16 protein-coding genes are annotated in these 15556 nt (G+C 48.7%); 4 read left to right on the forward strand and 12 right to left on the reverse strand.

From position 1 onward, the window contains the following. Positions 1-247: 247 nt before the first annotated feature. The gene (locus BZG76_RS07400; RefSeq protein ID WP_077460759.1) at positions 248-943 is read right to left on the reverse strand and encodes an RES family NAD+ phosphorylase; all 696 of its coding nucleotides are present in this window, start codon (positions 941-943) and stop codon (positions 248-250) included. Position 944: 1 nt separating this feature from the next. Continuing rightward, a complete protein-coding gene (locus BZG76_RS07405) occupies positions 945-1349 on the reverse strand; it encodes an antitoxin Xre-like helix-turn-helix domain-containing protein (protein ID WP_025744909.1) in 405 nt (134 codons plus the stop codon). Positions 1350-1500: 151 nt separating this feature from the next. On the opposite strand from BZG76_RS07405, the gene BZG76_RS07410 reads away from it, so the two are divergent. Continuing rightward, positions 1501-2529 (forward strand): Gfo/Idh/MocA family oxidoreductase, encoded by a 1029-nt coding sequence (locus BZG76_RS07410; RefSeq protein ID WP_077460760.1) that lies wholly within the window; start codon positions 1501-1503, stop codon positions 2527-2529. 142 nt (positions 2530-2671) lie between these two features. Here BZG76_RS07410 and chrA read toward each other — a convergent pair whose 3' ends face one another. After that, positions 2672-3817, reverse strand: coding sequence for a chromate efflux transporter (gene chrA / locus BZG76_RS07415; RefSeq protein WP_077460761.1), 1146 nt, complete (start codon positions 3815-3817; stop codon positions 2672-2674). A 347-nt stretch (positions 3818-4164) separates the two neighbouring features. On the opposite strand from chrA, the gene BZG76_RS07420 reads away from it, so the two are divergent. Continuing rightward, on the forward strand, positions 4165-5079 hold the full coding sequence (locus BZG76_RS07420; protein ID WP_077460762.1) for a LysR family transcriptional regulator: 915 nt from the start codon (positions 4165-4167) through the stop codon (positions 5077-5079). Positions 5080-5089: 10 nt separating this feature from the next. Here BZG76_RS07420 and BZG76_RS07425 read toward each other — a convergent pair whose 3' ends face one another. Beyond that, positions 5090-6259: a 1-acyl-sn-glycerol-3-phosphate acyltransferase gene (locus BZG76_RS07425; protein ID WP_077460763.1), complete on the reverse strand. Its 1170-nt coding sequence runs from the start codon at positions 6257-6259 to the stop codon at positions 5090-5092. A gap of 194 nt (positions 6260-6453) precedes the next feature. On the opposite strand from BZG76_RS07425, the gene BZG76_RS07430 reads away from it, so the two are divergent. After that, complete coding sequence (locus BZG76_RS07430) at positions 6454-7125, forward strand: hypothetical protein (RefSeq protein ID WP_077460764.1); 672 nt, start codon at positions 6454-6456, stop codon at positions 7123-7125. 28 nt (positions 7126-7153) lie between these two features. On the opposite strand, the gene BZG76_RS07435 is transcribed toward BZG76_RS07430, so the two are convergent. Next, a complete protein-coding gene (locus BZG76_RS07435; RefSeq protein WP_021023841.1) occupies positions 7154-7675 on the reverse strand; it encodes a nicotinate-nicotinamide nucleotide adenylyltransferase in 522 nt (173 codons plus the stop codon). 215 nt (positions 7676-7890) lie between these two features. Between BZG76_RS07435 and nadE the strand changes: the two genes are divergently transcribed. After that, a complete protein-coding gene (gene nadE / locus BZG76_RS07440; RefSeq protein WP_077460765.1) occupies positions 7891-8730 on the forward strand; it encodes an ammonia-dependent NAD(+) synthetase in 840 nt (279 codons plus the stop codon). A gap of 35 nt (positions 8731-8765) precedes the next feature. On the opposite strand, the gene BZG76_RS07445 is transcribed toward nadE, so the two are convergent. The 7 genes from BZG76_RS07445 to pntB form a co-directional block, all read right to left on the reverse strand. Then, positions 8766-9320, reverse strand: coding sequence for an HD domain-containing protein (locus tag BZG76_RS07445; protein WP_021023844.1), 555 nt, complete (start codon positions 9318-9320; stop codon positions 8766-8768). An 84-nt stretch (positions 9321-9404) separates the two neighbouring features. Then, on the reverse strand, positions 9405-9572 hold the full coding sequence (locus BZG76_RS07450; protein ID WP_077460953.1) for a YoaH family protein: 168 nt from the start codon (positions 9570-9572) through the stop codon (positions 9405-9407). Positions 9573-9669: 97 nt separating this feature from the next. Next, complete coding sequence (gene traF / locus BZG76_RS07455; RefSeq protein WP_077460766.1) at positions 9670-10809, reverse strand: conjugal transfer protein TraF; 1140 nt, start codon at positions 10807-10809, stop codon at positions 9670-9672. A gap of 124 nt (positions 10810-10933) precedes the next feature. After that, positions 10934-11848: a DUF2861 family protein gene (locus tag BZG76_RS07460; protein WP_241824060.1), complete on the reverse strand. Its 915-nt coding sequence runs from the start codon at positions 11846-11848 to the stop codon at positions 10934-10936. Continuing rightward, on the reverse strand, positions 11848-12513 hold the full coding sequence (locus BZG76_RS07465; protein WP_077460768.1) for a response regulator transcription factor: 666 nt from the start codon (positions 12511-12513) through the stop codon (positions 11848-11850). The genes BZG76_RS07460 and BZG76_RS07465 overlap by 1 nt, the downstream gene beginning before the upstream one ends. After that, a complete protein-coding gene (locus BZG76_RS07470; protein WP_077460769.1) occupies positions 12485-13924 on the reverse strand; it encodes an ATP-binding protein in 1440 nt (479 codons plus the stop codon). Before BZG76_RS07470 ends, BZG76_RS07465 begins: the two co-directional genes overlap by 29 nt. A gap of 251 nt (positions 13925-14175) precedes the next feature. Beyond that, positions 14176-15552, reverse strand: a complete 1377-nt coding sequence (gene pntB, locus BZG76_RS07475; RefSeq protein WP_077460770.1) for a Re/Si-specific NAD(P)(+) transhydrogenase subunit beta — start codon at positions 15550-15552, stop codon at positions 14176-14178. Positions 15553-15556 lie beyond the last annotated feature (4 nt).

Raw genomic sequence — 15556 nt, forward strand, 5'->3', positions numbered from 1 at the left:
CGCGTGATTGAAGCACCTTAGCTAAAGCGGGACACTTGAGCTGAGTTGATTAAAGAAAGTGGTGATTAGCTATTTTATGGTAAATGGGCGCTTATGTTGAATCGTCGCGTCAGAATACTCAAGAGGGAGAAAAATGGAGGTGAGGAGTCAAGGTGCTTGTCTTATCAATGCCAATATTCACCTGTTAAATACTTTATTTAACATAACATACATAATGCGCACTTAAAATTGGTTTATTAACATACCGCTATATCGATTCATCCAGTAAGTAAATCTTCTCAACCTGGCTGATTTCTTTCCCGTTCCAAATCATTTCTGCGTGGAAGCATTGGATGACATCGCTAACCACCTGTGGCGTAGACATCGCCCAGCAAATCCTCCCTTCATTTCGCACTGAGTGGTAGCGGATCCCTGATAATGTATCATTTTGCCGTACCTGGCGGCCAAGCATCTGTGCCGCAGAGTAATCAATCAGGTCGTAAATTGGATCTGTCATTGGCTTGTCGCACACATCAATCACCTTATTATCATCAAATGTGAAACGAAGCGCCCTAAACACTAAACGATCATAGTGAAGCCCATTAACGCCAGCCCAATACTTGCGCTGGTGATACATGACCTCCTTTACAGCGGTTTGTTCGGTGTCACCAATATAAAGCATCCCAAAGCTGCCATCAGCAAAGCGTGAGCCATCACGGTTAATGTGCGTAAAGGCGGCTACCGCATAGCTACGACCACGTTCACAGTGGTACGGGATTTCCTCCGGCTTAATCAGGGAAACATCACCCACTTCATCGAGAATACGTGGATTCGTCAATGCTTGCAGTTGATACATCACCTCAAAGTCTTCCGGATTAAGGACATCATCAAACAAATCAATCGTCGGGTACTTAGACGGAATGAGCCTATAACCTACCGCTTGATTTTCTCTCGCATTCGGCATGCTACCCCCATTGACCTGAACGTAACGCGTCGACACGACAGAACACTTCGTAAAGATCAGCGAATTTGCCGCTACTAATAATAGATAAAGGCGTCTGCCCTTCGAAGTAAGCGTTTTTGTTCTCCATCGACATGAAACCCTGAACGTTCTCTTGGTTATCGAAGATGATTCGAAGGCTACTGTGAATGTTTGCGATATAGCTTAAGCGCTCAAGCTGATCATCATCCATAGATATAGTGTCTGGGTTCGCCTTGTACTTTTGGAATGTAGACCTTGGCATGCGAAGAATTCGCTGCATGTCTGCGCCGGTACAGCCCCATCCTTCCATTATTTTTACAGCAGCTTTGAAGCCGACCTGAGCCATTCTCTTCTTGTCTGCCGCCTTTGGTGCTTGTGCTGCTGTCATATCATTCACCATTTCATGCTCACACACTCTCATTATGGACTTAATCTATAATTATATCCATATTGAGACAGAGAGATCTTGCACTTAGATTGATTGGCGTGTCGATGTCCGATAAAGTGCGGATAATACATCGTCAATGCGAGTACGCTTTATGATAAAAACAGCTTTGGTCGGTTTTGGCTTTTCTGCCAATACATTTCACGTTCCTTTTTTGAGTGCAATCTCTGAGTTCGCTATTTCAGCTGTTGTGTCCAGTAAACCCGAACAAGTTGCACAGCGATTGCCTAAAGCGGCTTGCTTTGACGACCTCAACACTTTACTCACTCAACAAACCCCAGATTTGGTGGTGATTACTACCCCCAACCACCTCCATTACCAACACGTTAAACAAGCATTAGAAGCCGGTTGCCATGTCTTGGTAGAAAAGCCTTTTGTGACCAATAGCCGTGATGGTCTCGAGCTAGCGGCGCTGGCCAAGCAAAAAGGCTTGGTGTTGTGTCCTTACCACAATCGACGTTGGGATGGGGATTTTCTCACCCTAAAAGGGTTACACCTAGCAGGTGAGCTTGGCGACATCAAAGTCATGCATTCCAGCTTTAATCGCTACCGCCCAGAAGTCCGCCAACGTTGGCGCGAATTGCCAGGTGAAGGCAGCGGAATTCTCTATGACCTCGGCTCTCATTTAATTGACCAAGCCCTCCATCTTTTAGGGGAACCGGATGCGGTATCCGGCACCTGTCGTGCGCTACGCCCTAGCAGCGAAACGACCGACTATTTTCAAGTGACGCTGCATTACCCAAACACAGAAGTAATTTTATCCTCCAGCCCTTACCGTTCAGGTACCACCGAACGCTTTGTCGTCCAGGGTGAAAAAGCGACCTTCAGTACCGTAGGGTTAGATATTCAAGAAGAGCAACTACGCGCGGGTTTGATGGTAACTGTCTCTGGTTTTGGTGAGCAAGCGTATCAAGGGATGCTCGAAGTTGGTGACAGCGTCACTCCTGATCCTCTCACCCTTGAAAACGGCCAATATCACCGCCTGTTCGATGGATTAGCAAAGGCAATTACCGATAACCAACCCTCGCCTGTTTGCCCAATTTCTGCAAGCAAAGTCATCTATGCTATTGAGCTGGCACAAACAGCCTCTGATACAGGTACTCGTCAACCTTGGCAGTTCTAAGGCTGCAGTTTATAAATTAATTAAAAAGCTGAGCCACATGAGCGATGTGACTTAGCTTTTTGCTTTACAACATATAAAGTTATAGTGCGCTAAGTGATAAAAAGTAGCCCAGACACAGCTGGGCCACAAAGTATGGCGCGTATTAAGCGAGAGTAAACTGGTACACCATCATTAATAGGAGTAACCAAAACACCGAAATTCGCCATTGAGTTAATGCCACTAAGCCAAGCGCGATGGGCACTAAATCCAAAGGTTTTGTGTAGGCGGAAACCCATACGGGTTGATAAAGCGCGGCGGCAAGAAGCCCTACCACACTTGCGTTAATGAGACTGATAGCCCCGGCCAAGCGAGGCTGAGTTTTAACCGCCTCCCAAATCGGCAAAACACCGAACATAAGTAATGCACCAGGCAAGAAAATCGCAATCGTTGCAATGATACTGCCCCAAATGGGAGCTAACCCTTCAACACTGGCACCCAGATAACTCGCCATGGTGAACATCGGCCCCGGCACTAGCTGAGCCGCCGCATAACCTTCAATTAACGCCGAATCAGTGACAACGTCACCGACAATAGGCTCGAGCAATGGTAAAACCACATGCCCGCCACCAAAGACAAAACTGCCCGCTTGGTAGAACAGATTAAACACCTGTACCCATAAGGTTTGATTAAACAGCCAAGGTACTGTGAGCAATAGTAAAAAGAGACCCAGGATCACGCTACTGCGGCGCCACGCAATGTTAACTGGTGCATGATGTGATTGGGGCTTCGCAAACCCAATAGCTCCTACAATGCCTGCAATGACAATGGGAAGTACTTGATATAATACGCCTGATGGCGTTAGCAATAGCCATAACGTTGTTGCCACCGCCATTGTCCCAGTCGCTAACGAGCCGATAAATTTTCGGCCCATTGAGACAGTAGCATCAATCACTACCACCACCGCTAATAATTTGGCTGCGCTAATGATGCTTGCGACCCAATCAGAAGCTTGCGCACTGCTGTTTAATACCGCCGCCGCTGTCAACAAAACAAAAGAAGGCAAGGTAAACGCGACAAATGCGCCAAACGCACCTAAATAACCCGCGCGTTGATAGCCAATATACATACCGAGCTGACTGCTTCCTGGGCCAGGTAGAAACTGGCTGATGGCTAAACCAGAAGCAAAGGTATCCGCACTCAGCCACCGCTTTTCTTTGACGAACACACGCTCAAAATAGCCGACATGCGCGGCCGGCCCACCAAACGACATGCACCCTAATAAGAAAAACTGTTTGATTAATTCAATCATCTATCACCTCCTCGCTAAATTTTATGCGATATCAATCATGAATAAAAACAGCCATTCCAGTTTTCATTGTCGATATAAACAATAAATAAGCCGATATAAGAATAAATGAAAGATAGTGTGAAATTTTATAACCGTTTTAAAAGTGAGCACTTACATTTAATGTTTTCAGTGTATCTCACAGGAAACAATAATATATTGACATTAAAAAACAATAAGATAGAAAAAAGAAAAGGAAGGGGGTTTTACGGTGCTTCTCTGATAGCTTAGTGTGACGTTGTCACTATTAATTCCAGAGGCAGGGAAATATGTGGTAGTCTCACCCTACTGAGAACATGGAAGCACAGACTATGCTCGAACATCTCCAACAAATTGTGGTGTTGGCTGCCGTTGCACAAGAGCAGCATTTTACGCGCGCCGCTGAACGACTTGGTATTTCCAAATCACAAGTGAGTAAACAGGTTCGTTACCTCGAGGATCGTTTGGGCGTCCAACTGGTACAGCGTAACACCCGCTCGGTATCGTTGACCGAAGTGGGAACTCGATATGCGGATTATGGTAGCCAGTTAATGGCAACCTTAGATGAAGCCGAAGCCATGGTCGCAGGTTATCGGAATGAGGTAACCGGTAAGCTAAAAATCGGCGTCGCGCAGTCATTCGGTAATACTATAATGACGCGCCATTTTGCCAAATTCCGACAGCTGTACCCTGATCTTAATCTCGACATTAGTTTGTTCGACCATCGACCTAACCTGGTCGAAGAAGGCTATGACTGTTGGGTAGCGATTCATGAGCACCCTCCTGAGGGGATGGTGGCGAGAAAATTAGCAGACTGTCAGTTCAAACTGGTTGCTGCCCCAACCTACCTTGCGAATAACGGCACCCCGCAACAACTTAATGAATTACGTCATCATGACTGTATTACTTATCAAAGCCGTGAACGTCGTTATGACCAATGGCCCTTCACCAAGGCCAGCACGGAACAAGTGGTTCATATCAGCGGCCAATACACAATCAATAATGCCCCAGCGGTGCTCGAAGCAGTCAAAGCGGGATTGGGGATCGCCTATCTCGCGACCTATCTATTAAACGATGAGTTAGACACGGGTGAGCTGGTTGAGGTACTTCCCGACTGGCAGCCTTGTCTCGAACTGCCAATTTATATCGTTTACCCACGGCGTAAGCATCTTGCGCCCAAGGTAAGAGAGTTTGTCGATTTCATGCGTGATGAAATTGGCGATCCACCGCCTTGGGATCGCCAATAAAGTGACAAGGTCACTCGGCGTTTTGTTCTCCTACAACGTCGACGACGTCGTCATCTGACAGAACAGCACCTACTGTCTGTTGGTTGAGGACTGGATTGGCGTACATTTGTTGCAAATATTCACGCGCCGCTTCAGGCGCTTGAGCAATTTTTTGCTCGTAAAGACGGCGTTCGGCTGGTGTGACACTGTCATGTTCTACTCCAGCCGCAATATAGTTGGCCGGATACAGCCGATACAGCTGATGAATTTGGCTATCGATCTTCGCCGCCATGGAGTCAGGCGTATCTTGTGACAGTGTCACTGGCTCACCAAAGGCGACATGAACATGGCGCTTGTTGCCGACGATACCTTTGACGATGGTCTGAATGTCTTCAAACTCACTCTTTTCGTACGCCCCTAATCGCTTAACCGCATCCAATTCCGTCGCTTTGTCCAGATCGCAAGGGTCGTTTTGATACGATATTGCTACAGGAACCACGTTTAAGTTGCCCATGTACGTATCAAAATCTTGCTTACGTTTTCGGCCTTCCATAAAGAACATTTTTAAGATCGCAGGATCAGTGATGTCTTCGCCGGTTTTTGCTCGCCCTTCTCGTTGCGCAATCCATATAGACTGCCCTTCATCGAGAGAAACACGTAAGTAAGCGGATAATTGTGATAGCGATTTCATCATTTCACGGGGGGCTTTAGCAGAGCGCTTAACAATAAAACTTTTATTCAGTTTCATCAGCTCCGTTGCACACGGCTTACGCAACAAGTTATCACCAATGGCGATTCTTACCGTATCTAATCCGCGCTGATGCAAACACCAATTCACTAAGGCGGGATCCATGGCAATATCCCGATGATTCGAGACAAAGAGGTACGCTTGGCTTGGGTCGAGATTTTCAACACCGGAGACCGTGACTTTATCGCAGCTTGTTTTGATCATCTTGCGCATATAGCTGGCAACATGTAGCTGCACATCCTGTACGGTTCTGATGTTATTCCACTTTTTGGTCAGATACAGTTTTAGCGCAGGCTTGAGTAACCAACCGAGCGGGCCGGATGCGTGTGGATAGCGATAAGACAGAATCGCATTGATAAATTCATCATCTTGAATAAGACGCTGAATCGCACCTGGAACTTCTTCGTCATAATAAGGACGAATCTCTTGATAGGGATCGTTAACTGTCTGCACGTTCTTCCATTATAGCTAATAAAAACCGCGCTATTTTACGCAGCCAAACAAGGATTCAAAGTGAATCCACCGATATTTTCCACAGGTTGGAGGTCAGACCTTATTGCACCAAAAGGGTTCCCTTTCGGGGTGTGTACTTGACCTTAACAGCAAAAGTGCTCACCATTGCCGCCTTGTTACATTGAGACGCCATTATGAAGTACACCAGCGAACATACGTTTTACCAATCATCATCACTGACTTTCACGCCTCGTAAGCGTCGTTACACGGCCAATTTGCTGTTTGTTGAAGACGGCGTTGTATTTGTTCGCTTAGGGAAAGCCGACATCCCTGTGCATAGTGGTCAAGGGTTTTGGCTTCCATTTGAGTGTTTGCATGCCCTGACCATCACGCCAAACACTCGAGTACATCAACTGGCCATATCGCCACGTGTCACGCAGAAGCTGCCTACACAAGTTGGCCATGTCGAGGTGTCCCCCCTGCTTGTTGCCAGCCTTTGTGCACTGCTTACGTCAGGATATCAGCCGTCATCATCAGCGCAAGCACGCCGGCTTCAAGCTGTCGCATTAGATCAGGTTTCACTCATGACACCGTCACAAACACTCGACCGACAAACCCAAAGCTTGGCAGATTGTGTGACACGAGCGCAAACAGGTCAACCACCCGCAAACGCTGAACAACACTATCAATTACAAGCACTCACGCAACTGACCATGGAAGATTTACACGAATATTTTATCGTGAGACAACTCCGTGCAGCCCTTAAATCGGGGCAAACATTAACCAAGGCGGCGACAAATATCGGCATCGCGCACGCGCAAGCAGAATCACTGTATGCGCGTTATACCGACACCTTCGAGGTGTGATACAAAAGACGAATCAATCTATCATATGCTAATACGCCCTGAACGCTGAATCGGTTAGCTGTGCCGCGACGTTCGGGGTGGTTAACTCACTAATGGGTAGTCCCTGCTGGAGTCGTTCACGTATGTGGGTACTTCGGACCACCACTTTTTCTGGCATCCCTAATACAGACCAGCGCGCAAGGATCTCGTCACTGTTCGCGAATTGACCAAACTTAACCAAGTTGTCTGGTCCAACAACAAAAGTTAACGCGGCCTCTGGATAATCTTGCTGTAACGCACTCAGCAGCATAAATGTTGTGACAGGGTCACCTTCAGCGCCAAGCGATGCCTCGCGTTGACATAGTGTCAGGTTCGAGAGCGCGACATCATCGATAAACGTCCGCACCCACGCACAGCGAGTGTCATAAGGCGCCATCGCTTTTCCCCAAGCATGCTTGTAGCTAGGGACCAGCAATACCTGATCAAAGTGGTTCAGTTGCGCTAATACCGACGCATGGCCTTGCGTCGGCGGATTAAAAGCGCTACCAAACACTGCAATTTGCTCTGTCATCGTATTCTCTTAGCCAAACTATTCTGGCCGAACCATTCTGGATGCGGTGGATATCGCGCACAATGATGCCATGAAACCAATCAAAAACCTAACACGTAACCAGCAACGCGAAGGGATTGATTTGGCTATACCCAACGCGCCAGAGATCATGCACAATAATACGCAGCCAAACCTTCATTAAAGTCGCATGCCAGAGTTAAAAAGAGGAACACAACATGGAACACCCGATCCGCGAAGAAATGCGCGTGCAACCCACGATTGACCCAGCGCTCGAAGTACGCCGTCGCATTGCGTTTATCAAAGCCATGCTACAACGTTCAGGGACCCGTAGCCTTGTATTAGGCATTAGTGGAGGCGTCGATTCTTCAACATGTGGAAAACTGGCACAATTAGCCGTTGACGAACTTAATCAAGCCGCAGGCACCGAGCAATATCAGTTTATCGCGGTACGCCTACCCTACGGTGAGCAAAAAGATGAGGATGAAGCCCAACTCGCGCTATCATTTATCCAACCAAGTAAAACCGTGACCGTCAATGTGAAACCCGGTGTCGACGGTACACATCAATCGGTACTCGATGCAGTGTCGGAAGTCGGCCTATTGCCAGCAAACGAAGGGCGGATTGATTTTGCCAAAGGCAATGTTAAAGCACGCGCCCGAATGGTTGCACAGTATGAAATTGCCGGTTTAACCCAAGGTTTGGTCCTCGGCACCGATCACTCAGCAGAGAACATCACCGGCTTTTATACCAAGTTCGGCGATGGCGCCTGCGATCTTGCCCCTTTATTTGGTCTCAATAAACGCCAAGTGCGTCAACTTGCCGCCCACTTAGAGGCGCCGGATGTGTTAGTTCATAAAGTCCCTACCGCGGATTTGGAAGACTTATCGCCACAAAAAGCCGACGAAGACGCATTACAACTCACGTATGAGCAAATTGATGATTTTCTTGAAGGTAAGCCAGTCGATAATGCGGTGAAAGAGAAGATTATTAAGGTGTACCAGGCAACGCAGCACAAACGACAGCCCGTCCCGACTGTGTATGACTTAGATAACTAACGACTAAGCATTAACAGCGTCGTCGAAAACAGCGGTTAAGAGATCGACGCGTGGAGCTGATGATCAGGATGTCGGTCTGCGTGTTGGCCGGCATCAATCAAGCCATCTAGCTCTTGCCATAAGTTGTCACACAAACCGGGGCGATATACAGCAACGCGAAAGCCGCCGTGTTCGCGTTGATATTGCTCAAACCGTTTTGGGCTGTGTTCACTACTGGCAATGACGTTCGCGAGTCGATCACAGGTTTTTACCACCAAGGCAAGCCAAGCCGCCTCATCCGTGACATCAAGCACAATCAAACGCTGGTTTAACGCGCGTTTTCGCTCTTCGCGATTGGGTCGGCGCGGATCGGTCACCAGCATCACAGCGCGGGCTACCGTGGGGCCGAAAAGCGCAGAGATCTCATCCACACGCGTCGCGGTGTCTTCCAAAATATCGTGCAGTTGCGCCACAATACGTGCTTGTTCACCAAAAGGCGTGGCAATCCGCTCGACATGATCCAGGTGACAACGATAGGGCTGAGCGCCATACCGCTGGAGGGCATGTCGCACCCTCGCCCACTCTCGCGCTTGTTCCAGCCGACTACCCATCCAACACTCCTTTACTGACCTACTTTAAATTAATCAGGGATTGTTGGAATTGTAAATAAAAACACAATATGTTTGCAGTGTGTCTCACTCTTCAGACGAAGAGGCTTGAGCTGCTTGCGCTGCTTGCGAACGTATTTCATTGGCAACCTGCATAATCGCCTCACCGCTGCTCATGCCTTTTGCCATCAGCGCGTGAATGCGCTCTGCCGCTTCTTGTTGTTGCTCGTGGTTTAGCGTAACGCCGTCAAACATTCGGTTACTCTCTTGGTGATCAATGATTGGTAAGTGATGATTAAAAAAGGCAGGCCATTTTAGGGCCTGCCCAATCATTTGTCATGCAGTAACTGATTTAAAACGTAAAGGCCAGCTGAGCGGAACCACCATAGCTGTTGCTATCGATGATACTCGCGGCGATATCAAGATTGGCGACACCAAAGGGGGATAAACCAAGACCGAGGGTAAAGGCATTATCAACATTGTCTTCTAGATCCGCACGATAGCCGGTGCGTAGTTGCGCATGGCCAAAGGCGTCAAACTCTGCCCCGACTCGGAAAAACTGAGTGTCATCATCCACATTAAGCGTACCTTTAAAGCCGCTTTTCTTGTTGAGATCTAAATCGGCAGCAACGGTCACAAAGTCAGACACAAACGCCGAGCCCAGGGTAAATTGCGGCTCAAGCTCATAAGTGAAACGGTTACCCGTTCTTGGAATGTAAACCGTATCGACATCTTGGCTAATCAAATTCTTGCCGGCAAGGCCAACCCGGTAAGGGCCCGATTGCCACACGGCGCCCAAATCAAGATTGAAAGCATTTTCTTCTTCGCGGTAGCGGCTATCATCCCAGTCGTCGGTATCATAAGCATCAACCGAGACGCCATAGTTATAGGTAGTGATCCGTTGCAGTTTAGGCGTTACCCCCACCGCGACGCGCTGGCCGGCAATATCAAGGTTGGTTGCCAGTGCGACCCCTAACTCACCAACCCCAGCGGCAAGAATGGTTGCTGAGGATTCTGGTGTAAAGTTACCAGTTGATTGATTAAAGTCATCGGAATCGATATCTGTTAAGACTGCTCCCTCAATTAACCCAGATGTATAGAGTGTCGCCGAGATAGAGCCTGTGGGAATCCCCACCGCAGCACCAACACCCGCATTGACGTAGGCTTTATCGCCTTGCACCGCTCTCAGTGAAGATTCAATTTTTGTTGCATCTTGTTGGTCAAACGCATCGGCGACATCATCGAGGCCGTCAATAAGCTCATCGGGATCTCGCGCTTCGGCACCAATATACGGGATAAGCACCCCAAAGGCGCTATCAGGATCAAGTGCAGCCAAAGCTGGGTTATGAAAGCCTGCGGAAAGATAATCCCCCGATGCCACGCCTACCCCACCCATCGCATTGGCACGGGCATCGGTTGGATTAGTCGCCGCCAACGCACTGGTTGAGCAGGCGGCCAGTGCCACCACAAGCGCTTTTGTTTTAAAGGTCATTGCGTTACCCCTATGTTTTGATTTGCTATTTAAAAGGCAAGCATAGAGGTAAAAGTGAAAAATTGGACCGATCTCACTAAAAAGGTGTGAACTTTATCAACTTGACCATAACGCAAATGTCTATTTATTCGTCACTTTGTTTGTCCGAGCGGCTCGGCGCCATTCTATTTAAAGCGTCAGGATCCAAATCCGGTAAATCAATCGCCCGGCCGATACGCTGAACTTCTTCAATTGACAGCGCGCCCTGCCAGCGCCGTTCAATCAGGGCAACACTAAACCAGTATTGACCATTAGGCACATCTAACATTGGCAGCTGAGTAGGAAGCCGCTTATGCTTTTCAGCAGACCAGATCGGGGCACCATCCGGTTGATTGTGCGGATACAGGTTAAGGCTCAGAAAGGGCCGTTGACAGGTTGAGTTAAAATCATCAAAAGGGGCAATGTGCCAGCTTCGGGTATCTTTCCAGCTCAATGTTTGACGTGGCTGAGGCTGGGTCAGAAGCAACCAACTCGACCACGTATGGCCTGATACTGACTCTGCTGTGAGTTGATAAAGACCTTGGGAAATAGGATCGGAAAGGCCATCTTTGATCAAACGCCAACCGTGTTGCTGCGCCGGAGAGAACTCACCATGCATCACCGTTTTATCCGGCCATTTTTTTAACGTGAGTGCATTCACCCCCGTTTGCGACTCCCCTGACACTTGGAGCCGATAATACACCCGACTCGTGGTTTGGACCGTTTCGCGACGCACAGATATATTGCTCAACCAATCAGGCAATGTCTTTTGGCTTAAACTGCGCCCACAGTCCTCCGTGATCGCGAGCGCAAGCAGCTGAGCGAGATGATCCTGCTTGGCAGCAGAAAGATTGGGTTGCTGCCAGGCTTCAATCATGGCCTCTACACTGGCTGCGGTTTTTCCATTTAATAGGCGCTGATGGGCACTGGTTAACGCGTCATTGCCGTTAAACCACGCGGCCTGCGCGCCACCAGCACCCAGCATAGTTGCTAATAGTCCAAAGAGAGCGCGCGTTTTCATCATGCCTTCATGCGATAGCCGACGCCACGTAGCGTCTCGATATTCACCGAGGGCAGCTTCTGGCGTAGTTGTAATATATGGGTGTCAACCGTACGCGTGGTAGGATAATGGTTATACCCCCACACTTGATCGAGCAATTCATCACGCGTAAATACACGCCCTGCGTTTTTGGCGAGGAAATGCAACAAGTCAAACTCAGTGCGTGTCAATGTCATCTCTTGGTCACCACAAAAGACTGCACGACTCGCGGTATCGATTCTCACCTCATTGATCACGAGATCGTCACTCGATATTTCCGCTTCTCCGACAGGGTGACGAAGATGGACACGCACGCGCGCGAGCAGCTCTGCTTCGGCAAAGGGTTTAGTGATATAATCGGTAGCGCCCGAGTCTAACCCGCCAACGCGATCACGCACGGACACCATGGCTGTCAACAAGATCACTGGCACGGTTTTGAGTTTATTCCAATCCGCGAGCCATTCGATTGAGTCGCCTTCAGGCAGTTGGCGGTCCAAGATGACAAGATCCGCATCACGCCATAACTCAGCAACTTTCGTCGCACTATCAGCATATAAACACTGGTAGCCCGCTTGCTCCAAACTTGCCAATAAGCCGTCTGCTAGATTGGCATCATCTTCAACCAGAAGTAACGTCGGTTGCGTCACAATGAATCTCCAAAGTAAATGTGGTGGGTGGACCAGAAAGGATTAACTTGCCCCCCATTCTCTCAATCATCGATTCTACGATCGTCAGCCCGAGCCCAAGACCGCTTTGGCTGACAAAGGGTTTACGTATGTGCTTCCAATCCTTGGCGGTCAGATCGCCTTGGTCGCATATTGCAATGGTGAAACGATCCGCTGATACCTTTGCATGCACTTCAACCGGGGCGACACCATATTTGACCGCATTGGCAATCAAATTGTTCAATGATGTCGTCAACCAATAGACATTGGCCCGCACCGCGCCATCTTGACTCACCTGAAGCGTCACTTGATGTTCTTCACAAATGTATCCTAACCATTCTTCGATAGACGGAATCGTTTCTTTGCCCAATGGCTTTTGATTCGACTGCAAGTAATCCTTACTCGCTTCCGCCAGCTGTTTTAGACGCCTTGAATCTTCACACAAACGACGAAACTCATCATAAAAGGGCTCTGGTAACGTATCGAATTTACGCCGAAACCCCTCAACCGTCATCGACAAGCTGGCAATGGGGGTACGTAACTCGTGCGTCAATATTTGTAATACCAGCATACGCTCTTGCATCAACCGACGCTGTACCGTCCATCGGTTAAATCCCCAACCACCGAGGGCAACCAGGTTGATGATAATCAGCGCGCCGACAAGATAAGGCCAATAGCTAGGCGCTTTTTCTTCATTCCAACAAATGTTCCCCACACGGGCCAAACAAAAATCTTGCTCCCCCCGAGGCCTAAGGTGTAAATCAAATTCAGCAACAAGAGGTTGCCATTGCTGCGCGGCATACAAATGGTAATAGCTGCCCACACGGATCCACATTTCATTTTGACTGACCAAGGTTTTAGCGCCGCTATTCAATGCCTCGACGGCTGATGAATCCATTCTTTGCAGTCGACCGAGTAAACTGTCAGGTTCGGCTTTGGGTCGCTCTTGGATATGAAAAAAGCGCACAAGCTCGCTGCGTCGCGCTGGATATTTCTCCGCGTATTTGGCCGCATAGCTCCCGCCACCTGGATGAATAAACCCAGAGCGAGAAAACCAAGCAACCGGAAGCTGGGTGTTATTACACATGGCACGAGTAAACACCAAAGGCTCTGTCACTTGCGGATTCACTGGCCAAGGTCCTTGACACTTTTGCGCAGCCTGATACAAGCGGCGAATATCTTTTAACGGGTAGCGCGCCGTCTGTGGCAATAGGCTCTCTGGACTGAGCAACACACGTGGAAAAGCACGGTTAATACCGATGAGGTTATAACGAGCAACAGGATCCGCCAACAGTAACTGAGCACGGAACGCAGTCATTTGCTCTGAAAATGTACTCGCCGCCATCGCTGGCCAAGCTGTCAACGTAAAAATAATTAGCAGCAGAATTCGCATAGTGACAGCTTACCACCAAACCTATAAATAATGTCAGTGCATTGTAAGTTCAGACTGTCAGGATGCAAGATAGCTATTACGCAAGATGGCCTTTTAAGCAAGATAGCTATTAGGCAAGATAGCTTTTACTCACATCCAGCGCCGGCGATCGTGCACAAAAAAAGAGCCAGCTGAATCACTGGCTCTTTTGAAGGACGAGCTCTTTAAAATAATAGCGTCCCAGAGTTCAACTATAGTGCCTTTGAATTTAACTATAGCGCTTTAGAAATAGCCTCGACACTTTGTTTCGCATCGCCAAAGAGCATGGTGCTGTTGTCTTTAAAGAACAATGGGTTTTGCACCCCAGCATAGCCGGTATTCATTGAGCGTTTAAAGACCACTACATTTTTAGCATTCCAGACTTCAAGTACGGGCATCCCCGCAATGGGACTAGACGGGTCATCCATTGCGGCGGGGTTAACCGTATCGTTGGCTCCGATCACCAGTACCGTATCCGTATCTGGGAAATCATCATTAATTTCATCCATCTCTAATACGATGTCATAGGGGACTTTCGCTTCTGCGAGCAACACATTCATATGCCCAGGCAAACGCCCTGCAACGGGGTGAATCGCGAATCGCACGTCAATGCCCATATTACGCAGTTTTTCTGTTACTTCGTAAACAGGATATTGCGCTTGCGCAACGGCCATACCATAGCCGGGTGCGATCACAACACTGTTGGAGTCTTTTAGCATTTCTGCGACTTCTTCAGCGGTACTCTCGCGGTATTCACCGACCTCTTCATCACCCGATGACGCGGTGCCATCTGAACCAAAGCCACCAGCAATCACACTAATGAATGAGCGGTTCATGGCCTTACACATGATGTAAGACAAAATGGCACCCGATGAGCCAACCAATGCCCCCGTGACGATCAGTAGATCGTTCGCCAGCATAAAGCCTGCCGCTGCCGCTGCCCAACCGGAATACGAGTTCAGCATAGACACCACAACCGGCATGTCTGCACCGCCAATCGAGGCAACAAGGTGATAACCAAAGGCTAGCGCGATGAGCGTCACCACAATGAGTGCGAACGTGGAGCCTTCGGCATTGACGAAGTTGATCAACAGCAAAAAGGAAACCACGACGGCGGCAAGGTTAAGCTTATGACGATGCGGTAACGCCAGCGCTTTCGATGAGATCACGCCACGCAGTTTACCAAAGGCGACAATCGACCCGGTGAAAGTCACTGCACCGATAAACACGCCTAAGAAGATCTCAACTAAGTGAATATTAAGCATCGCACCAGTCAGCGGTGGATGATCAATATAGGTGTTAAAACCGACTAATACCGCCGCCAGGCCGACAAAACTGTGCAGCATCGCCACCAGCTCCGGCATTTCGGTCATCTCAACCCGTTTGGCGTAGTAAATACCAATCGCGCCGCCAATGACCATCGCGAGTATAATCCAACCAACGCCTTGAACATCGGGACCCCAAATCGTCGCCACCAGCGCGATGGCCATCCCGGTAATCCCGTAGTAGTTGCCGGCACGCGCAGACTCTTGCTTTGAGAGCCCAGCCAAACTCAGAATGAAACAGAGTGCGGCAACAATATACGCAGCTTGTACCAATCCTTCAGACATTCTT

The organism is Salinivibrio sp. AR647, assembly GCF_001995415.1.
GTDB lineage: Bacteria > Pseudomonadota > Gammaproteobacteria > Enterobacterales > Vibrionaceae > Salinivibrio > Salinivibrio costicola.